This is a genomic window from Agrobacterium sp. B1(2019), assembly GCF_008274755.1.
In the GTDB taxonomy this organism is placed as follows: Bacteria; Pseudomonadota; Alphaproteobacteria; order Rhizobiales; family Rhizobiaceae; genus Agrobacterium; species Agrobacterium salinitolerans.
The window spans coordinates 427,458-447,167 of sequence record NZ_VTPB01000004.1 but is presented as its reverse complement, the minus strand read 5'-3'; the positions used below and the strand labels follow the sequence as shown (position 1 = coordinate 447,167).

Genomic DNA, 19,710 nt, shown 5'->3' with positions numbered 1-19,710 from the left:
GTCGACTGGCACGTGAACCGGACGATGACCACAAGACATCATCGTTGGATCCCGCGAACCTTCAGGACCCTTCGAAGCGTGACCGGCGTCCCGCCACGTCGCAAATCGCGTCGATGACCGGACTATCGAATTCGCGCGGCAGATCATGCCCCATGCCTCCGATCGGCAGGTAGACCGCGTTCGGTATCGATAGCGCCGTGTCTTGCCCGCAGGCTTGCGATATCAAAGGATCTTCTGTTCCGTGTATGACAAGCGTCGGCGCGGTGATCTTTGCAAGATGCGATCGCCGGTCGCCGGCCACCGCCATGGCGGCGATCTGCCGCATCGTCCCGCCCGGATCGTAGCAACGCTGCACTTCTTCTTTGAGAAGGGCGCGATGGGCCGTTTCGTCGAATGGAACCCCCGTCCCCGAGATCCTGCGCGCGAACGCAAGACGTACCGCCAGAAAGCCTTCGGGATCGACGGCCGGCTCGGGCGCGGGGCGCATCATTATTGCCATGACATCCCGCGTCGCCTGCGGCAACGACGGATTGCCGGTGCTCGACATGATCGACGTTAGGGAAATTACCCTGTCGGCGTAGTCGCTCGCAAGAATCTGGGCGATCATGCCGCCCATCGAGCGTCCGACGACATGGGCCCTTGTTATCTTGAGGACATCAAGGAGACCGATCGCGTCGGCCGCCATGTCATAAAGCGTATAGGGCACGTCGGGTCTGCGCCCCGCCCCGAGCGCTGCTGCGAGCGCTCCAAAATCCGGCGTGGCCGACGTGGTGAAATGCGTCGAGCAGCCTGCGTCCCGGTTGTCGAAGCGGATCACGCGATAGCCTCTGGCGGCCAACCTGTTGCAGAAGGGTTCTGACCAACGGATCATCTGCGTCCCGAGCCCCGCGATCAGCAGGATCGGTTCCGCATTGGCCTCGCCGAAACTGTCCCACGCGAGTTTGATGCCGTTGGTTGTTGCGATATTCATTCTTTCGCTCCTGTGGCTGCGAGTGGTAGCGGCATTTCGGCCAGCGGAAGGAGCCGAGAGTCCCTCACGGCCGCCGTGCGGTGACCGAGGCCAGCCAGATAGCCGGCATGGCTGGCAAAGGAGAGAAACGAAGCGACGCTTGCCTGCCTGACGAGCATTGCAAGATCCCAATGTTCGTCGCTTGGACCGATCAGGAAGGAGCCGGCATGACCAAGAAACAGGATATCACCGCCGGCCTCCCGTAAAAATGGAAGCGTGTGTTCGATATAGCGATCGAAAGCCTCAGCCCCGCTGATCGACTTGGCAGGTGCCAGGTGAGAGTAGCCCGAATAGTCGGCGATAGGCCTAAAGCGCAGCAGATTGAGCATCACGACAGGCCCATCGAGATTGCGTTTTACAAAGGCACGACCGGCGTCCTGTGTCGGCTCCAGATAGAAAATGGTCTCAGTTATTGTCATCGGTTATCCATTGAGCGACGGGTTATGCGCTTTGATCGTCGTCCGGCCCAAATGCGAGACGCAGCGCATAAGTGCGAATGTCCTCAGGCCATGCAGCGACCCGTTTTTTCACGGCCGGTTGATCGTCGGCGAAAAGGGCGCGCGTCACTTCCTCATAGCCGGGCAGATCGCCGGCTATTGCATGCATAAACTGGTAGGCGGCGTCTTGTGCTGCCTGCCTCTGTTGGCGCGAACCCGCCCCTTTCCGTGCCTCTTCGACGAGACGCCTTAGCGTTGCGGACGCACCACCTGACTGCTCCGCCAGCCATTCCCACTGTCGGGGCAGCAAGGTCACCTCTCGGGCGACGACACCGAGCTTTGGTCGGCCACGCAGTGCCTTGGTATGCATTTCCTTCGAGTCCGTCGAGCCGGCCCCGGTTCCAGTTTTGGCGCGATAGCGTCTTGGGTGCGCCTTTAGAGGTTGCAATAACCGCTCAAGAACTTCTGCATCGCTTCCGCGCAAATCAAGATCGATGGGGCGCCCCGTCGTGTCATCGAAGACGAGGACTGCGCCAACCTCATCCGGAGAGCGCTTTACCGCCAAAGCCACCTCGGACAATGGCCCGCTCAGCAGCAATCTGTCCCCGGCAAACGCCGTACAGGTCTTCGCAGCAGGATCGGACATTGCGCACTCCCATTGATAGAGACGCGCTAAATACCCGGATTAAATTACTGCGTCAATTCTACCCGGGTAAAAATATTGCGCTTGCTATCGTCGTGGGTCGGTAGCGTCTCTGATATCCACCCTCGTCGGAACTGTTTGCCTGCTGCCCATCCTCGGAGCGACTGGCACCACGTGACCGGCGAGATCTCGGCCTCGCGTGCCAGTGCGGCCAAAACTGGCGGTCTCGCTGGGATGCGCGTGAAATAAGCTAGACGATGATGCCATCGGGCGAGTTCCACGCCCAACGCCTCCATCCAATTCAGCACGGTATAGAGATAGGCGTCAGCAACGGTGAAGCTTCCGCCCATGATGTAAGACCGCGAGGTCAACTCCGCATCCAGGAGATTGAGGCGTTGGGACGATCGTGTTTGGAACATATCACGGACTGTTTCCGGCAAATCCCTGTTGAACAGCGGACTGGACCCCGCGTTGATCTCGCTCGTGATGAAGTTCAGCCAGTCTTGCTGCCGTGTGCATTCCAGAGTTGCATTGGGAGGAGCGAGACCCGCTTGGGGGGGTAGGTCGGCCAGATATTGCACCAGCGCGGGCCCGTTCGTCAGCACTAGCTTACGCGCGCGTTTCCATCCTCTGCCAGTCGGGCCGCGACGACTGAGCCGCTGGACCCGGCGCCACAGACGATGAAGTCAAAGACGTCGCCGGCGGAGTTATGCGGGAAAAACGGATTCGCGGGTGCATTCTTGTCATGGGCAGGCAGTTTCACGTGAGTTCCTCCGGAAAATGTTTCAGAGGAATTGGCCGGAAGTCTGGGTTGGAGAGGCGCGGAAATACCCATGGATTTGGGTGAGGCATCCGGCGTTCCGCCGGTATCTCACTTGGGAAAAGCCGAGCCGTTAAGTTAATTTTGTCAACGCCATCGGGAGGGTTATCAACCGTCCCGATAGCGCGAAGTCGATCATTGCTTTTTTGCTGACACGGTCTTGGCGGCTTGATCGATAGTATCGGCGATAACCGCTGGCTGTGTCATGAAGAGGGCGTGGCTTGCCGAGACCTTGGTGATCTTCGCCTTGATGCGCTCAGCCATGTGAATCAGCATGGCCTGATCGAAGGCCTTGTCTTCGGCCGCAATAACGGCCCAGCTGGGCTTAGTGCGCCATGCAGCATTTTCGAGCTTGGTGCCGAACGCAGACATGTTGATCGGCACTTGAGACGCACTCATGAACGCGACATCGGCATCGTTGACGTCGTGTGCAAAGCCCGACTTGAACTTTGCCGGGCTGACATAGCCAAAACCGTCCTTCGTGGTCTCGATAACGAACTCGGACGCCGGCGCAAATCCTTCGTACTGCTGAGCTGTCGTCTCGCCGGCGTCTGGAGAAAGAGCGGAGACATAGACGAGACCAGCGACCTTCTCATCGATACCAGCTTCCGTGATGACGGTTCCGCCCCAGGAATGACCAACGAGAATAACCGGGCCGTCCTGCCGCTCAAGAGCACGCTTGGTGGCGGCGACATCGTCTGCAAGCGACGTCAGCGGGTTCTGCACGACGGTGACGCGATAGCCACGCTTCGTCAGGTTGTCATAAACACCCTTCCAGCCGGAACCGTCAGCAAACGCACCGTGAACCAGAACGACGTTTTTCACGGCTTGATCTTTCGGAACGGTGTCGGCTGCATTCGCTGCCGGCAGGGTAACCGACAGCGAGGCTGCAGTTGCGATTGCGGAAATGGTAGTGATGGACTTGCGTGTCATGATGCTCTCCTCTTTCTTTATGCGATAACAATTATCGCGATAACTATAAGCTTTCATATCTTCGGACGCACGTCAACACGATTCTTATCGCGATATTGGTTTTCGTGATAATTTCGGTTATATGGGTGTCTACAGGAGTTCAGAATGACCAAACGCCATAACGATCCCCCGCCCCTGCGCGACCAGCTCTGCTATGCGATTTATACCGCCGGCATCGCTATCCAGCGCGCATACAAGCCGCTGCTTGACGAGCTTGGACTGACCTATCCGCAATATCTCGTTCTGAACGTTCTCTGGGCGCAGGACGAGCAGACCGTGGTGTCCATCGCCGACCAGCTTGCTCTTGAATCCAGCACGCTGACACCTCTGTTGAAACGCCTGGAAGTCGCCGGGCTCGTGCGTCGGACGCGCAACGCTAACAACGAGCGTCAGGTTCTGGTGGCGCTGACAGATCAGGGCCGTGCCTTGCAGCACAAGGCAGGCTGCCTCAGCGATACCTTGCTGGCAACCTCGACACAGACACCAGCGGAACTCGCTGCCTTGAACCAAGACGTGCGGCGCCTGCGTGACGCGATCTACTCGCAGATCGGCGGGTGGGATGCACCCGCCTGACCTGCAAGAGTAGTCGATGGCCAGATCAAGCGGTCGGAACCGTCCCGCCATCAATCACATGCTCGGTCCCGGTGATAGATGCTGCTCGATCCGATGCAAGAAACGCAATCAGATCGGCAACCTCTTCCGGTTTTGCCGGTCGCCCGAGCGGTATGCCGCCGAGCGAGTTCATGATCACCTGCACTGCGGCGTCGTAGCCGATACCCGCTTCCTCGGCGATGCGCAGCGCCAGACCGTTTGCCCCCGGATCGGCGATCCAGCCGGGAGAGACCCGTACCACTCGCACACCCTTCGGAGAAACCTCTTTGGAGATGCTTTTGCTGTAGGTGTTGAGGGCTCCCTTGGCCGAAGCATAGCCAGTCGTCGCCTCCGGTAGCGGAAGGTTTCTCTGGATAGAAGTCACATGGATGACGACACCGCTTCCCTGAGCGATCATTCCGGGGATGAGAGCTCGATCCAGTCTGACGGCCGGGAAGAAGTTGAGGTTGAACTCTTTCTCCCATTCATCATCGGTAAGCGCGGCAAAGCCCCCTGACGGGGCCGAAGAGCCGCCCAGCATGTTCACAAGGATATCGAGGCCGCCGAGCTCTCTCTGCACCGCATCGACGACAGTCTTTACCCCCGCCGTGGTGGTCAGGTCGGCCTCGACGAACGCCGCGCCAGAGAAGTCAGCAGGCTTCTTACGAGAGGTGGTAAATACGCAGGCACCGAGCTGTCTGAACAGCGTCACGGTTGCAGCTCCGGCCCCCGAAGTGCCGCCGGTGATGAGGGCCCGACGGCCCTGCAGGGTGAGGAACTGTGTCATACGGTGATCTCCAGTTCAGCGACCTTGTCGCCCGCGAGGACGAAGAAGAAGCGCAGATCAATGGGGCTGCCCGGGAAGTCGCCGGCGGCGTGGGACGTTATCTGGGTTCTCCCGTTTTCGGTGGTCATGAAGAACGGCTCCACCGTGTAGCCGTATTGCTGAGCTTCATCAGCCATCCATGTCCGAATGGCATCACGGCCCCTGTGGGTCTTGCCCTTATCTTTCACAATGCCGTTCTCGGTGAATGTGGCAGCGATCGCATCCGGGCTGTTTGTGCGGTCGGCCTCGAAATACGCTTCGATAGCCTTGGGCAACTTGATTGTCATTGTTTCCACCAATCCCGGTTTCAGGCTCTGCCAGCTGAGGGTGCCCCCCCCTTTGGAGGACGATGACGGTAATCTAAGACGAACAGGTTGACACGATAAAGGGGATAAAAGAGGATGAGGAATTGCGAAAAGAGGGATAATGACCCGTTCTGTTCTAGTCGATCTGGACGCCGTTCTCAGCATCGCGCGCCTTGGTTCGTTTCGTGCTGCCGCGCTCGAGCTTGGCATGTCCACCACAGCACTCAGCAATGCTGTTGCAAAACTTGAGCAGCGTCTCGGGGTTCGCCTGTTCAATCGAACAACGCGTAGCGTCTCGCTCACCGACGCGGGAAAAACCTTTGCCGAACGGGTTGGACCGGCAATGATGGACATCCACGATGCCATGCTTTCGGTCCAATCTCTCCAGGAAACTCCGGCAGGGACATTGCGCATCAATGCATTCGCGACGGCGGCACGCGAGGTGATGGAACCGCTCATCCTGTCGTTCATGCAGCGCTATCCGCAGGTGCATATCGATCTGGTCACGGAGGGACGGATCGTCGACATCGTTGCGGCGGGCTTCGACCTGGGTTTGAGGCCGGCCGATCTGGTGCCGGCCGACATGATCGCCGTGTCACTTGGTTTAAAGCGAAGCAACGCCGTTGTCGCATCACCAGACTTCCTGCGCACGCATGGCATGCCAACCGTACCATCCGACCTGTACCGGTTTCGCTGCATCCGCGCGCGTCTGCCCAACAACGCCTTGTTTCGGTGGAAATTTGAAAAGGACGGGGACGCTATGCAGATCGATGTGCAAGGCTCGATCACCCTCGACGAGTCAAGCCTGGTCAGGATCGCGGCTCAAAATGGCGTTGGGCTCGGATACGTTATGGAGGCCGATGTACGCGAAGATATTGCTGCCGGTCGACTGGTCCGTGTTCTCGAAGACTGGACGCCCTCGTTGGCGCCGTTGGCGCTGTACTACCCCGGCAGGAAAAACCCACCGGCCGCCTTCAGTGCGTTCATTCAAGCTGCGCGAGAATTTGCCAATCGATAATCGTTTGGCGGATCAGTCAGGTCTCGTCGACATTGTCATTACACACGAACATACTTGATGTTCGTGTTGTGAAGGCTTGTCCCGAAATCGCTTCGACTTTGTGGCCGTTCTTCGCCTTGATGCGGATCGAACCGTCGCCCCTGCGCGAACGCAATCATCCGCTTAGCGGCAGTTGTTCCGGCCATTCCTGCGCGCCATGGAGTACGCGAAGCATTCGAACTGTTGTCTCGGTGATCGCATAGGCCGCGACGTAAGGCGTACCATTGATGACGAGTTCGCGTGTCCCGGCAATTCTACCCACGCGCCCACTGGCAGGAAAATCGAGCAAGCGACGGGCGGCTACTATCCGTTCATCGATCAGTATGGTTGCTGCAGGATTATCTGCCTCGATGTATGTGAAAATAGCGTCGCGATCCGACAACGCAAACGCAGACCAAGTCAGTTTCACGTTTCTGGCACACCAGCTTTATGGCGGGCCGCCGCTCGACGTGTGGCAAAGTGCGCCTCGACCTCGTCGTCCGATAAATCCGGTCGAGTATCGTTCAACGCTTCGAGCACCTTGGTCCGAAACCAGGCGTCATGTGCTTCACTGCCAGAAAGAAGCTCAAGAGGCAGCGCGCCCTCGTTAGCAGTTCGGGTGAGCATGATACGAACCGCATCAGATACCGTGAGGCCCATGCTTTCAAGCACGGCAGAGGCACGGTCCCGGACTTCGGAATCAATACGTGTTTGTACAAGGGCGTTTGCGGCCATGACTATCTCCCACAACTTACGAGACAGTAATTCATTTGCATGACGATTTCCAGACTAGAGTGTCGATATTCCGCTCGAAGTGCTCTTAAGCTCTTGAAGGGGTCTGAACCCATAACCAGTAAGCTTCTAATAAACTATCCAGCTGAATTCCCGAATGAATCTCTTACGAATAAACCCACCACCGCTGTCTTCAGGATATCGGAGCAAAGCTGCTGGCAGCGCTGATTTTATGGAATGGTTTTCGTAGGAATTGGCAGTTGCTGCTGATGACGTGTTCCTCCACCCGCCAAGCGTTCAACTTTTTACCCTTATTTATCCCGGGACCGAAGACCGGCGATGCTAGTCCTTTTTCCAGAGGCGCTGATGTGGATCGGCACCCAATGTCGAAAAGGAAAGCACCATGAAAAAGCATCTTCTCGCCACTGCCGCACTACTCATGGCGATCATGCCCGTTATAGCCGAAGCCCGCTGCGTACCGAACACCCCGGTCATTGCCGCGAAGGCTGTTCCCGTCATTCAATACAAAAACACGGTGATCGATGGTTTAAACGTCTTTTACCGTGAAGCCGGCCCCAAGGACGCACCGGTCCTGCTGCTCCTGCACGGATTTCCGACTTCGTCGCACATGTTCCGCAACCTTATTCCGCTGTTAGCGGATCGTTATCGGGTGATCGCACCTGATTATCCCGGCTATGGCCAGAGCGATGCTCCAGACCACACGAAATTTTCCTACACATTCGCGAACATGACCAACATCGTCGACAAGCTGGCTGAGAAGGTCGGAGCCGACCGCTACAGCATGTACGTCATGGATTACGGCGCACCGATCGGATACCGGCTCGCACTCAAGCATCCCGAGCGGGTCGAAACGCTGATCGTGCAGAATGGCAATGCCTATACCGAAGGTCTCGCGGCATTCTGGGATCCGATCAAGGCCTATTGGGCTGAGAGAACGCCGGAGCGCCGGGAAGCACTTGCCGGTCTGGTCACGCTCGAAACCACGAAGTTCCAGTACACCGATGGCATGGGCGATGTCGCGCATATCAGCCCCGACAACTGGGTGGTGGATCAGGCTTTGCTCGACCGTCCGGGCAATAAGGACATCCAACTGGATATGCTGGGCGACTACGGCAGCAACGTCCCGCTTTACCCGCAGTTTCAGGCCTTCTTCCGCGACCATCAGCCACCGACGCTGATCGTCTGGGGCAAGAACGACAAGATCTTCCCTGAAGCTGGCGCGCACCCCTATCTTCGGGATCTACCGAAAGCCGAGATGCACATCCTCGACAGCGGCCATTTCGCCCTGGAAGACAAGCTCGACGTGATGGCGCCGCTCATTCACGACTTCCTTGACCGCAAGCTCTGCAAGTAACGCATCCAGCGGGGCCGGCGGCCCCGCAGCCACCCCCCAACAGGATAAAATCATGACCAATCCCGTTTCGGGCACCCGGGCTTCCGGTGTGCCATCCCTCTCGATCGTCCTCGTGCACGGCGCCTTCGTCGACGGCTCCGGATGGCAACAGGTCCATGGCGAACTTGTCGACCGTGGATTTGAAGTGCTTGTCGCCCAACATCCAACGACCTCGCTTGAAGGCGACGTCGCGATCGCCGAGCGCCTGATCGCTGCGGCTCGTTACCCGGTCCTCCTGGTCGGCCATAGCTATGGCGGCGCCGTTATCACGGAAGCCGGCGCCAACCCGAAGGTCCAGGCGCTGGCCTATATTGCGGCTTTCGTGCCTGACGTCGGCGAGTCCGTTGCAGCGCTGAATGAAGCTTCAGAAGAGCCCGGCGAGGCGAAGGCACCGTTGCTGCCGCCGCAGGGCGGTTATCTCATTGTCGACCCGTCTCGCTTTCCGGACGCTTTCGCAGCTGATGTTGACCCTGCGATCACCCGGTTCATGGCTGCAGCGCAGTTGTCCTGGGGCCTAGCGGCGGTCACTGCGCCTTTGACCCATGCGACCTGGAAGACCAAACCCAGCTTCTATCTGGTGGCATCCGCCGACAGGATGGTGCCGCCCAGTGCGCAGCGCCGCATGGCAAAGCGCGCGGGAGCAGCGATCACCGAGATCGACAGCAGTCACGCCGCAATGTTGTCGCACCCCCAGGACGTCGCCGCGTTCATCTTAGCCGCCGCCACTGCCACTACCCCGGCCGAAGGTGCCGGACAATGACCGCGCCCGTTACCTATCACCGAACCACCAGCGTTGCCGGTATAAAAATATTCTATCGCGAGGCCGGAGAAAGGGGCGCACCTGTCGTGGTGCTGTTGCACGGCTTTCCAAGCTCTTCGCACATGTACCGCAACCTCATTCCAGCGCTCGCCGACCGTTATCACGTGATTGCGCCCGACCTTCCGGGGTTCGGACTGTCGGACATGCCGTCCTCGGATGATTTCGAATATGGCTTCGCCACTTTTGCGTCCGTCATCGCTGATCTTCTCGAACAGCTGGGTGTCGAACGCTACGCGCTCTACGTCATGGATTATGGCGCGCCGACCGGGTTTCGGCTGGCGCTTGCACACCCCGACCGGGTGACAGCTCTGATCGTCCAGAACGGCAACGCCTATGAAGAAGGTATGGGGGATTTTTGGGCCTCGACGCGCGCCTACTGGGCCGACAATGGTGCGACGAACCGCGACACGCTGCGGCCGTTTCTGTCGCTCGATGGAACGCGCTTCCAATATCTCGCCGGGACAAAAGACGAGGCGCGGATCGATCCTGCGGCGTGGCTATATGACCAGCTCTTCCTAGACCGTCCGGGAATTGTCGAGATCCAGCTCGACATCATCTACGACTATCGGACCAACGTTGCGCTCTACCCCGCGTTTCAGGAGTATTTCCGCACGTATCGGCCACCGACCCTGATCCTGTGGGGCGAGAATGACCCGATCTTTCAGCCGGAAGGCGCGCGCGCCTTCCTCAGCGACCTTCCCGACGCCGAACTCAGATTCTTCAACACCGGACATTTCGCCCTTGAGGACAAGGCGGACGAAATAATCCCGGTCATGCGGGACTTCCTTGCCCGAAACCTCAACAGCTAACTGAAACCTCAAAAAGAGAGAATGACCATGTACAACAGCAAATCCAAGCCAAGCGTACTTCCGACCGGTGGTGGCGCGGCCCTCATCGATCCCTCCGACGCCCTGTTCCTGCTTCTCGATCACCAGTCGGGATTGTTTCAAACGGTCAAGGACATATCGGTCGCCGATCTGCGCCGAAATGTGGAAATGATCGCCAGGCTCGCCACTCTCCTGAACGTCCCAGTTATCACGACCGCCTCTGAACCTGCCGGCACCAATGGGCCGCTGATGCCGGAGATCCATGAATTGGCGCCGCACGCCGTCTATGTGTCGCGCAAGGGGGAAGTGAATGCCTGGGACAATGACGATTTCGTTGCAACGGTGCGCGCAACCGGCCGCAATACGCTTATCATGGCCGGCGTCTGGACCGGTGTCTGCGTGATGTTTCCCGCACTCGACGCCCGTGCCGCGGGCTACGACGTCTACGCGGTCCTCGATGCGTCGGGAGATCCGAGCGAAATGGCCTCGCGCGTTTCACTCGCCCGGTTCGTTCAAGGCGGCGTCAAGCCAACATCGACCAACGCGTTGCTGTCCGAGCTTCACCGTACTTGGGCGCGGCCTGAGGCTGCCGAACTCGGCAAGCTCTATGGACTTGCAGCGCCTAATTATGCTGCAGTGGCCGAAAGCTATGCGCGCGCCCAGCAGGCCGCACGAGAGGCAATGTAGCACCTCGTGCAGCCGCCGCCCTGCGAACTGAAGACATTTCAAGGAGATACGATTGTCATACGGCTTTATGGATATTGCGATCACACCAGCGGTACGCAAAGCACAGGCGGAAATGGGAGCGGATCATTTGTGGTCCGACTTCAAGGGGCACCGAGAATTCGACCGGTTTTCAGCAAGAGAGGTCGCGTTCATCGCGGAGCGCGACAGCTTCTATATGGCCTCGGTTTCGGAGTCAGGTTGGCCTTATGTCCAGCATCGCGGTGGGCCTGTGGGCTTTTTGAGAGTCCTCGACGATCGCACACTCGCTTTCCTCGACTACCGCGGAAATCGCCAATATATCAGCACCGGCAATCTGGCCGAGAACGACCGGGCGTGCCTGTTTCTGATCGACTATCCGGCACGGACCCGCCTTAAGATCTATGCCCGCGCCGAAAAGCTGACGCTCGATGCGGATCCGGCCCTTACGGAGAAAATCACGGACAATGATTATGGTGCCAACGCCGAGCGTATCTTCAGGCTGAAGCTAGAGGCGTTCGACTGGAACTGTCCGCAGCATATCGTGCCGCGATATACCGAGGCCCAATTTCTGGCGGCCTCACGACACCTTCTCGACAGGGTCAGTCAGCTTGAGCAGGAAAATGCGTCGCTCCGGTCGCAGATCGGCTCGCAACGAAAGGAGTGAGCGGGTAGCCCACGAGCCCAAGATTGGTGAAGGTCAACCTCGATCAGTTTTATCCATGGCAAATTGGGTCCGTTTGATCGCAGCCCCCGCGCCGATAGTGCGTGCGCAATCCAGTGACGTCTGAAAATACCGCATCGCCTTGTCGGGCTGCCTGCGGCTGGCTGCAATCGTTCCTGCGACTCGCCAAAGATCCGGATGCCACCAACGCTCTTCACGTATGCCGGGCTCCGTAAGCACGGCGCGCAGGCACTCCTGCGCAAGCTGAATTTCTCCTACAGCAATATAAGCCTCAGCCAGGAGGCTTCGGTAGAATGGGACACGCGTTCGCCAGCGTCCCCGGAGCAATCCGGTGATGCTGTCCTGCATCAAGCTCAAACCGGCTGTGTCACCTCGAACCGACTGGATCGCACCGGCGAAAAACGTGGCAGTCCCCTCGTAAATGCCAACGCTTTCGCGGCGACCGACGTCAGCCAACTGTCGCTGAAGCTGCGAGGCGCTTTCAAGGTTGCCGTTCACGAATGCGATCGGAAGCCCCGCCAACGAGATCGCATTGCCGAGGGATATCATGTGATCAAGATCGATGGCACGATCGATGGCACGACTGGCCAGATCGGCGGCACGATCAGGATCACCCTGCAGCCAGGACAGAAATGCCTGGGACAAGCGTATGCCAGCCGGCAAGTCGACCTGGAACCGCGAGAGCCCGTGGCCTTCTTCCAGGTGACCCCAATCACTCATCAGCGCGTCCAGGTGAGCCGATGCCGTATTGAGCTCCCCCGCATAGATCTGGATATGCGCCAACAGCCGTCTGCCGTCGGGCGCTGTCGCCCAGTCCAACCCCCTTGCTGCAGCAAACTCCTTCATGCTGCGTAATGCCGTTCGCGGCCGACCGGAATAGGCAAGAAAAACGGCCTGTCCGCAAACCGAGCGTATTTGAAATTCGGCATCGTGCGATAGCCCCGCATGAAGGATACTTTCGCGCCAGGCCTCATGGGTTTGCGGGTGCATGTGGTGCGCCAGCGTCATGGCCCAGGCCCGCGCCGTTGAGAGCTTTGCTCGTCCCAAAGGCGCAAGCCTTGCCGGGGCCGCGCTGTTGGAGCTTGCAAGCTCGATTGCCTCCAGCATTTCCTTGAATGCCGACAGCTCTTGCCACAGCGGCAACGCAGCCACCACGAGTTCGACACCCAAGACAGCATCGCCCGCAGGATCGAACGCCCACGCGATTGCCGCACGGACGTCATCGATCTGTCTGCGATGTTTCCCGAGCCATTCCCGAGACGTCTGCGACGCCCATTCCCGTTCGGCGATCTGCAGCTTGTTCCTTGTCCGAACGGCAAATTGCCGTCTTGCTTTCTCTCTGTAGAATGAACCCAGCAGGCGCCGCGCAGCATAGGCACCCGTGCTTTCGGCAAGCCTGTAATGCACGGTCCCACCGTCGTACTCCGCAGAGACCAGCGACTTTGCCACGAGCTGCGACAGTGCATCCCGCCCCGTCATTGGCTCGAGGGCACCGGCGGGATACATCGCCTCCACGTCGTCGGTGTTGAATCGGCCTGAAAACACTGAAAGCAGACCGAGCAACACGGCCTCGCGGTCAGGAAGAAGTCGATAGCTCCAGTCGAGGGTCGCCTCCAGGGATTGGTGGCGCAAGGGCGCATCCCTTGCGCCCCGGTTCATCGTGTCAAAGCCATCCTTGAAGAGATCATCGAGCGCCGCGCCCGCAAGAACACTGGCGGTGCCGGCCGCCAGCTCGATCGCGAGGGCCAGTCCGCCAAGCCGCGTGCAGATCGAAACGACGCTGCGGACATAGTCATCAGTGGGCTCGGCATCCGCTGAGCCCACCGCCTTTGACACGAACAGCTGGATTGCCGGAAACTGCAGCGCCTCGCTGCTGGAAAACGTCGTCGTCGGCTCTGGGTAAGCGAGCCCGGAGAGGAAATGGATCTGCTCGTGTCGCGTCCGCAATGGCTCGCGGCTGGTCGCAATGATACGGGCAGCAGGAACCTCTGAGGATATCCGCTCGACCACAGTCGCTGCCATCGCAATGACATGCTCGCAATTATCGATGATAAGAAGCAGCCTGTTGCTGCGAAGGACGTCGATCACGCCCGCGATCGGATCGTCAAACCCGAGCGAAACGCCGAGAGCGGACGCGATCGCCGGCACCACAAACCGCGGGTCGCTAAGCGTCGAGAGATCCGCAAAGGCGATGGCTTCGTCTGCCCCGCAGGATTGCTCTGCAACCTTCACCGCAAGTGACGTTTTTCCCGCGCCCCCTGGCCCGACGATGGTTACGTAGCCCGGCTGATCGAGCGTCCCGGATATCTGATGGATCGCGTCATCGCGGCCAAGGAGCTGGCGAACTCGGGGGGCAGCAATATGGTGGCTTGTGCTTGAACCCACCTGCCTTGCCGGCGCCGGGCGATCGCTTTCCAAGGCAGCGACGAACTTGTAGCCTCGTCCTGCAATGGTTGCGATATACTCCATGGACGGATCAAGGTCGGCCAGCGCGCGTCGCAAGTTGCCGACATTGACCTTCAAATTATGGTCGTGGACGATATAGTCTGGCCATACATGTGCGAACAGATCGGCTTTGCTGACGACCTCGCCCGCCCGCGCAACGAGCAGGGTCAGAATGTCGAAACCTCGCCCACCGAGGCTAACGGGTTGCCCCTTGTACAGGAGGGCTTGAGCCTCTGGCAGAAAACGGAAATCTCCAAACTGGAAAGCGGTTTGTTTCAACAATGCTTGGGACCTACGATCGTGTGACACTTCTGCTCTCACAATTCATAAGATATCGACGCTACACCGCACTGGTCAGTTTGCAAGGTGTATAGAGGCATCGTTGCACAGTACGTTGGCTTAACATGATAGGTATCATCTCTCTTCGTTCGTCTAGCTCGCGGAAATTCGCCCCACGCTGAAGTCTGCGCACATCCTTGTCGCCGGCATTTCGCATTCAGACAGACGTCAAGGAATTCGCTGATGCGATTGCTCTATTTTTAATCCAACAGTTCCTCTATCTGCTGTCGGTGAAGTTTCTGCCTTTGGAGTACGTTCGTGGGTTCGTTTTCGTCTGATCAGCCCTGCCCTACGCAGGAAGATGCTATTGAGGCCAAGGCCTTCATTGATCTGCATAGGGCCGCCCGCGGCCGATTGGCAGACGACGAGCGATTTGAATGCGTTTCGATGAACGGCGGATGCGCAATCTCACTTCCTAGCGCGCCGGCGATCGGCCTCAACCGCATCCTTGGCCTCACCAGAAGTGAAGATCTCGACAAAGCCTATACCTGGATGAAAGGAAAGACGGGGAACAGGTTCTTGCAGGTCAATATCGATGCCGCATCCGACGAGCTGAAGCATTGGATCCGATCGAAAGGGTTGGTCCCCTATGGTCCAGGATGGGCGAAGCTTTCACGATCCGCAGACGCGGCCTCCCTCCCATCACCAAACGCTGTGAAAACACGAAGGGTTCTGCCCGACGAAGCGGAAGTATTCGGTGCCATGATGTGTGCCGGTTTTGGCTTTCCGGCAAGCCTCACGGGTCTCTGGGCAGCAATCGTCGGGCGCGACGGGTGGTCGTGTTTCTACGCGCTGGACGGAGACATGCCCGTGGGAGCAGGCGCAATGTTCGCCTCAGGATCTTTCGCCTGGCTCGGCGGTGGGACGACCGTGCCAAGCTTTCGAAACCGTGGTGCGCAGAAAGCTTTGATTCAAGCTCGCTTGGAAGACGGCGCAGCCCGTGGCGTGTCTACTTTCGTGGTCGAGACCGAAGTGCCATCGGCCGAAAAAGCAAACATCTCAAACGCCAATCTGGCGAAAATGGGGTTCCTGCATGTCTATGATCGTAACAACTTTATCGTATGACGGTTGGTGTTGAGAGAGACCGATGTTCCTACAGTGGCTATTTTGTTTGCTTCGGGAGCTGAAGGCGACGGACTTCAAGTTCACCTTCTCGCCTTGATCGGAATCGAACCAGCGTGCCGTAAATCAAAGCCCATCACCATCATCTATCAATCCGCACTTTCAGTTATTGCAGTTACAGGTCTTATTCACTATATTGGCTGCCAAGGAGAAATCATCATGGCCAGCCAGATTGTTCATTTCGCCAGACTGTCAGATCGCGACCGAAAGACAGCAATGCCCTTGCCAAAGCTGGTTGCCGGCGACAGGCTGGAACTTCACGTTCGGGATGCAGGCGGCAACGAGCGCACGCTCCCGATCCCGCCATCGGCCGCCGCAGCTGTCGAAGCCCTTCTGGCGCATATGCTGCTCGGGGAGCGCGTTGCTGTGCTGGCCGAGGACCAGGAAGTGAGCCCAAGTGATGCTTCCACCATTCTCGGCATCTCTCGTCCGCTCGTCGTCGTCCGCATGGACCGGGGCGATCTGCCATTCCGCTACGTCGGCAAACACCGCCGCGCCCTCCTGAAGGATGTGCTCGCGTTAAAGTCGAAGCTCGACAAACGGCAGACGGCGATGGAAGCACTTGCCGAGGACACAGAGGACCTTATCGAGACCTATGGCCTCTAATCCGCCCGTCGCGGTCTACGATGCCTGCGTCCTCTACCCCTTCCACCTACGCAACATTCTGATCCAGTGCGCCTTCGACGGTCTCGTCGAGGCGCGCTGGACCGACGATATACATGATGAATGGATGCGCAATCTCGCCGTCAACACACCAGGTTTGTCCATCGACCGCCTGTCGTGTTCGCATAGCGCCGGTGCGCTTTGGGCATGTGTTCATTGACAGTGATGTGGCCTGAACGTTGCGAACTCCTGACGTGACTTGCGACACGTTTGTGATCCAAGAAAATCTCGACCGCCCGGTACGTCAGCCTGACATCGACCCGTCGTCCGATCAGCCCATGCGGTACGGAATAGAAGGTCTTGTCGATCTCGATATGGTAATCAGGATGGACTTTTGCGGTTTTCCATTCCGCATACTCAAACGGCGTTGAAGGCAAAGGTTTGAGCTGGGAACGTTCGACTTCATCGAACAAAGCGCGCCGGGATTTTCCATATCGCCGCATGGTTCGGGTATTGAGGTCTTCGATCAAAGCGCTGATGCGGATATTGAGATCGACAAGGCTGAAGAACCGCTCGTTTCGGAGCCTCGCCAGGACCCACCTCTCGACGATTAGAACCGTCCCTTCGGCGGAGGGCTTGTCACGAGGATGCCGAGGCCGTGCCGGAACCACCGTCGTGTCGTAATGCTCAGCGAAGGCGGCAAACGTCGCATTCAGTGTCGGTTCGAACCAAAGAGCCTTGGCAACAGCCGATCTGAGGTTGTCGCAGATCGTTGTCTTCGTCACGCCACCGAAGTAACTGAAGGCCCGCTGGTTCGCTTCGATCCAATCGGGCAGCTTTTGGCTGAAGCTGGCATAGGCGAACGTCAGTTGCGACGCGCTCAACACCGCGACATAGATTTGCGCTGCGCGGATCTCGCCGGTAGATGGATCGATGATCGGGATCGTATGGCCGGCATAGTCGCATTCCATCGCGACACCGGCAACATGACGGCTGCGATAGGTCGGCCGGGCTCGGCTTTCGTGATCGGCAAACCGGCCGCAGAACCATGTATAGCCATAGCCATCCGGGTGAGCTTCCCGGTATTCCTGCCAAAGCAAATGGAGCGTGACGCCCTTACGCTTCAGTTCGCTGGCCATCTTCGGCCAGTTCGGCTCGACGGTATCGCGTGGAGGCCGTCCCATTCGCCGGAATAGTCGATGCTCGAGAACGTCGTCCTCGTCCAGGCCCGGAGGTAGAGGCCAGACCGCAAGCCCGGCTTCCTTTGCCCGCAGCAGGTACGTCGAAACCGACGTTTTGCTGATCTTCAGCCGTTCGGAAACGGCACGTATCGACAATCCCTGTTCGAACGTAAGTCTCAGGATCGATCGGATATCCTTCACGTCAGTATGTCTCGCTTGCTTCCGCCTGGGCATCTTGTCCTCGCTCAAAACACGAGGGCAAAGTGCCAGATCGGCGCTCACGAAAATCGATCTAAATCCGTCGCTATAGCTGTCCGCGACTTACTGAAATGCGTGTCCGCGACTTTGTGAAACCCGCAAATAGCGGGCATAACGAGATCAATCCCGACGATGCCTAAGACAATCGCCCCCAGGGCTCTTTCTCTCTGACCGTCGCAAGCGTTGCGGCCTCACCCTTAAGTGCGAGGCAAGCTCTCGGCCACGCGCCCTTGTCAGCGCCGAACGCGGTCTGAAGCCAGGCGAGCGTAAGACGTCGGGTCGCTTCCAGCACGTCTGGTGCTTCAGTCTCTGTTTCCTTTGCGTCGAGCGCTGCAATGCCGCCAAGACCATGACCGACCCCGCGCATCGTCAACATCGCAACGGCACCCGGCGCATCATGAAACGCATCCGCATGCCATTCAGGCCCGCGCGTCGTGAAATGCGGATTGTCCATGTCACCGCAAACGACGAGGCTGCGTGTCGTCAGTGTCGAGAAATCGACGTCGAAGAACGGAAGCCGGACAGCATTCTCAGGCGTCATGTCCTTGCCGCCGCGTCCCGGCGTTGTCAGGAGAACGCCGACCGAGATGCGAGGATCAGAAAAATCCTCACCATCCACCTGCGCGCCGAGCAGGAGCCCAACCGTGTGGCCGCCAAAGGAATGGCCCACCGCGCCGATGCGTAAATGATTCATCCGCCCAGCAACGGCCGGCGCCTGCCGTTCAATCTCGGGCAACTGGTCCAGGATTGCCTTCATCTCCTCCACACGTTCGCGCCAAAAGAACGGCGCGCCGGTTGAATCCGACGGCAAGCCACCGACCCGAGAACTCGCATGCGTCGGCTGGATAACGACGAACCCCCTCTCCGCCCAAAACTGGACAAGAGGAGCGTAACCGTCCTTTGAAGGGATATAGTTGGAAGGGCCGTAACCGTGCGACAGCAGCACGATTGGCAGGTTACTTCCCGTAGCGGGCGCGGTCAGACGCAGTTCCAGCGGCTGGCGGCCCTGCATCGAAAGACGAATCGGCGTGTAGGCCACGCTGAGAGTGGCTTCGGGCGTCGCAATATACTTCGCGAGAGTGATCAAATTGTTCATGGCTCTGAACCTTCAACGATGGATTTTGGGTGGTGATGTTCAGGCGAGCAAATGGCCCGCCTCGCGGAACGAAGTTTCCGCATCGGCTCCAGCCGGTATTTTCATCGGCGCGTCGATCTCTGTCACAGACCGCCAAACGGCCTCTGCAACCGCATCCGCAGTGGTGACTTGCGCGCCCGAACGCAGCTTCGTCAGGTGGTCGTGGACGAAGGCGGTATATGGTTCGGGAATGTCCATGCCCATCCTCGAGACAGCATTCCTGCCGAAACCGGTCGTCGGCGCCGAGCCAGGCAAGACAAGCTTGGCGCGGACGCCGAATAGAGCCGCCTCTAGCGCGAGGCTCTCCGTGAAAGCATTGAGCGCTGCCTTGCTTGCACTGTAGACCGACAGCGCGGGCAGAGGCCTTATCGTGACGGTGGAGCTGACGTTGACGATGACACCTGAGCGGCGGGCCCGCATCTGCGGGAGAAAGGCTTTGGTCATCGCAATCGCACCGAAGACGTTCGTTTCGAACAGCTCCCGGATCTTCGACATTTCCGCACCTTCAAGCGCATTGAGCATGCCGACCCCGGCATTGTTGACCAGTGCATCGATCGTGCCGGCGGCTTCGACCGCCTTCGCGATGCTGTCTGCGCTTGTGACGTCCAGCTGCAGGATTTCGAGCTGGTCGTTCGGCAGAAGCAGGTCGTTTCGCGGCGCACGCATGGTTGCGACCACGTCCCACCCTGCGGTCACGAATTTATTGGCGGTGGCGAGGCCGAAACCGGACGAGCAACCGGTGATAATGATCTTGGGCATGTTTTGTCTCCTGACGTTCAACTTGCCTGAAGATGGACCTACCGCATCG

At 58.6% G+C, this 19,710-nt stretch carries 21 protein-coding genes and 1 pseudogene; 9 read left to right on the top strand and 13 right to left on the bottom strand.

Annotated features, from left to right (window positions below):
• Window positions 1–61 precede the first annotated feature (61 nt).
• The 5 genes from AGR1_RS26270 to AGR1_RS26250 form a co-directional block, all read right to left on the bottom strand.
• Complete coding sequence (locus tag AGR1_RS26270) at window positions 62–970, bottom strand: alpha/beta hydrolase (protein WP_149148897.1); 909 nt, start codon at window positions 968–970, stop codon at window positions 62–64.
• Window positions 967–1,428: a DUF1330 domain-containing protein gene (locus AGR1_RS26265; protein ID WP_149148896.1), complete on the bottom strand. Its 462-nt coding sequence runs from the start codon at window positions 1,426–1,428 to the stop codon at window positions 967–969. The genes AGR1_RS26270 and AGR1_RS26265 overlap by 4 nt, the downstream gene beginning before the upstream one ends.
• Before the next feature lie 22 nt (window positions 1,429–1,450).
• A complete protein-coding gene (locus tag AGR1_RS26260; protein WP_149148895.1) occupies window positions 1,451–2,092 on the bottom strand; it encodes a DUF2239 family protein in 642 nt (213 codons plus the stop codon).
• A 44-nt stretch (window positions 2,093–2,136) separates the two neighbouring features.
• Complete coding sequence (locus tag AGR1_RS26255) at window positions 2,137–2,670, bottom strand: glutathione binding-like protein (RefSeq protein WP_187772302.1); 534 nt, start codon at window positions 2,668–2,670, stop codon at window positions 2,137–2,139.
• 374 nt (window positions 2,671–3,044) lie between these two features.
• Window positions 3,045–3,842, bottom strand: coding sequence for an alpha/beta hydrolase (locus AGR1_RS26250; RefSeq protein ID WP_149148893.1), 798 nt, complete (start codon window positions 3,840–3,842; stop codon window positions 3,045–3,047).
• A 144-nt stretch (window positions 3,843–3,986) separates the two neighbouring features.
• Here AGR1_RS26250 and AGR1_RS26245 point away from each other — a divergent pair, with 144 nt between their 5' ends.
• The gene (locus AGR1_RS26245; protein WP_149148892.1) at window positions 3,987–4,454 is read left to right on the top strand and encodes a MarR family transcriptional regulator; all 468 of its coding nucleotides are present in this window, start codon (window positions 3,987–3,989) and stop codon (window positions 4,452–4,454) included.
• Window positions 4,455–4,479: 25 nt separating this feature from the next.
• Here AGR1_RS26245 and AGR1_RS26240 read toward each other — a convergent pair whose 3' ends face one another.
• Both AGR1_RS26240 and AGR1_RS26235 read right to left on the bottom strand, forming a co-directional pair.
• On the bottom strand, window positions 4,480–5,259 hold the full coding sequence (locus tag AGR1_RS26240) for an SDR family oxidoreductase (protein ID WP_149148891.1): 780 nt from the start codon (window positions 5,257–5,259) through the stop codon (window positions 4,480–4,482).
• Window positions 5,256–5,585, bottom strand: coding sequence for a nuclear transport factor 2 family protein (locus tag AGR1_RS26235; protein WP_149148890.1), 330 nt, complete (start codon window positions 5,583–5,585; stop codon window positions 5,256–5,258). Before AGR1_RS26235 ends, AGR1_RS26240 begins: the two co-directional genes overlap by 4 nt.
• Window positions 5,586–5,724: 139 nt before the next feature.
• Between AGR1_RS26235 and AGR1_RS26230 the strand changes: the two genes are divergently transcribed.
• The gene (locus AGR1_RS26230) at window positions 5,725–6,621 is read left to right on the top strand and encodes a LysR family transcriptional regulator (protein ID WP_149148889.1); all 897 of its coding nucleotides are present in this window, start codon (window positions 5,725–5,727) and stop codon (window positions 6,619–6,621) included.
• 154 nt (window positions 6,622–6,775) lie between these two features.
• On the opposite strand, the gene AGR1_RS26225 is transcribed toward AGR1_RS26230, so the two are convergent.
• Complete coding sequence (locus tag AGR1_RS26225) at window positions 6,776–7,069, bottom strand: type II toxin-antitoxin system RelE/ParE family toxin (RefSeq protein ID WP_149148888.1); 294 nt, start codon at window positions 7,067–7,069, stop codon at window positions 6,776–6,778.
• On the bottom strand, window positions 7,066–7,374 hold the full coding sequence (locus AGR1_RS26220; protein WP_149148887.1) for a type II toxin-antitoxin system RelB/DinJ family antitoxin: 309 nt from the start codon (window positions 7,372–7,374) through the stop codon (window positions 7,066–7,068). The genes AGR1_RS26225 and AGR1_RS26220 overlap by 4 nt, the downstream gene beginning before the upstream one ends.
• A 400-nt stretch (window positions 7,375–7,774) precedes the next feature.
• Between AGR1_RS26220 and AGR1_RS26215 the strand changes: the two genes are divergently transcribed.
• The 5 genes from AGR1_RS26215 to AGR1_RS26195 are packed head-to-tail and all read left to right on the top strand — an operon-like array spanning window position 7,775 to window position 11,801.
• Entirely contained in the window at window positions 7,775–8,746 is a 972-nt protein-coding gene (locus tag AGR1_RS26215; RefSeq protein WP_149148886.1) for an alpha/beta hydrolase, read from the top strand.
• A gap of 52 nt (window positions 8,747–8,798) precedes the next feature.
• Window positions 8,799–9,545 (top strand): alpha/beta hydrolase, encoded by a 747-nt coding sequence (locus tag AGR1_RS26210; protein ID WP_149148885.1) that lies wholly within the window; start codon window positions 8,799–8,801, stop codon window positions 9,543–9,545.
• Window positions 9,542–10,414, top strand: a complete 873-nt coding sequence (locus AGR1_RS26205; protein WP_149148884.1) for an alpha/beta hydrolase — start codon at window positions 9,542–9,544, stop codon at window positions 10,412–10,414. The genes AGR1_RS26210 and AGR1_RS26205 overlap by 4 nt, the downstream gene beginning before the upstream one ends.
• Before the next feature lie 27 nt (window positions 10,415–10,441).
• On the top strand, window positions 10,442–11,119 hold the full coding sequence (locus AGR1_RS26200; protein WP_149148883.1) for an isochorismatase family protein: 678 nt from the start codon (window positions 10,442–10,444) through the stop codon (window positions 11,117–11,119).
• Between the two features lie 52 nt (window positions 11,120–11,171).
• Window positions 11,172–11,801 (top strand): pyridoxamine 5'-phosphate oxidase family protein, encoded by a 630-nt coding sequence (locus AGR1_RS26195; protein WP_149148882.1) that lies wholly within the window; start codon window positions 11,172–11,174, stop codon window positions 11,799–11,801.
• A 33-nt stretch (window positions 11,802–11,834) separates the two neighbouring features.
• Here the strand turns inward: AGR1_RS26195 and AGR1_RS26190 are convergent, their stop codons facing one another.
• On the bottom strand, window positions 11,835–14,546 hold the full coding sequence (locus AGR1_RS26190) for a winged helix-turn-helix domain-containing protein (RefSeq protein ID WP_246669750.1): 2,712 nt from the start codon (window positions 14,544–14,546) through the stop codon (window positions 11,835–11,837).
• A 315-nt stretch (window positions 14,547–14,861) separates the two neighbouring features.
• Between AGR1_RS26190 and AGR1_RS26185 the strand changes: the two genes are divergently transcribed.
• Window positions 14,862–15,668, top strand: a complete 807-nt coding sequence (locus AGR1_RS26185) for a GNAT family N-acetyltransferase (protein ID WP_149148880.1) — start codon at window positions 14,862–14,864, stop codon at window positions 15,666–15,668.
• A 216-nt stretch (window positions 15,669–15,884) separates the two neighbouring features.
• Complete coding sequence (locus AGR1_RS26180; protein ID WP_149148879.1) at window positions 15,885–16,331, top strand: DNA-binding protein; 447 nt, start codon at window positions 15,885–15,887, stop codon at window positions 16,329–16,331.
• Between the two features lie 170 nt (window positions 16,332–16,501).
• On the opposite strand, the pseudogene istA reads toward AGR1_RS26180, so the two are convergent.
• The 3 genes and pseudogenes from istA to AGR1_RS26160 form a co-directional block, all read right to left on the bottom strand.
• Window positions 16,502–17,743 (bottom strand): annotated as a pseudogene (istA, locus tag AGR1_RS26170) (IS21 family transposase); the annotation flags it as partial.
• Between the two features lie 160 nt (window positions 17,744–17,903).
• Window positions 17,904–18,863, bottom strand: coding sequence for a dienelactone hydrolase (locus tag AGR1_RS26165; protein WP_149148878.1), 960 nt, complete (start codon window positions 18,861–18,863; stop codon window positions 17,904–17,906).
• A gap of 39 nt (window positions 18,864–18,902) precedes the next feature.
• Window positions 18,903–19,661, bottom strand: coding sequence for an SDR family oxidoreductase (locus tag AGR1_RS26160; RefSeq protein WP_149148877.1), 759 nt, complete (start codon window positions 19,659–19,661; stop codon window positions 18,903–18,905).
• Between the last annotated feature and the right edge of the window lie 49 nt (window positions 19,662–19,710).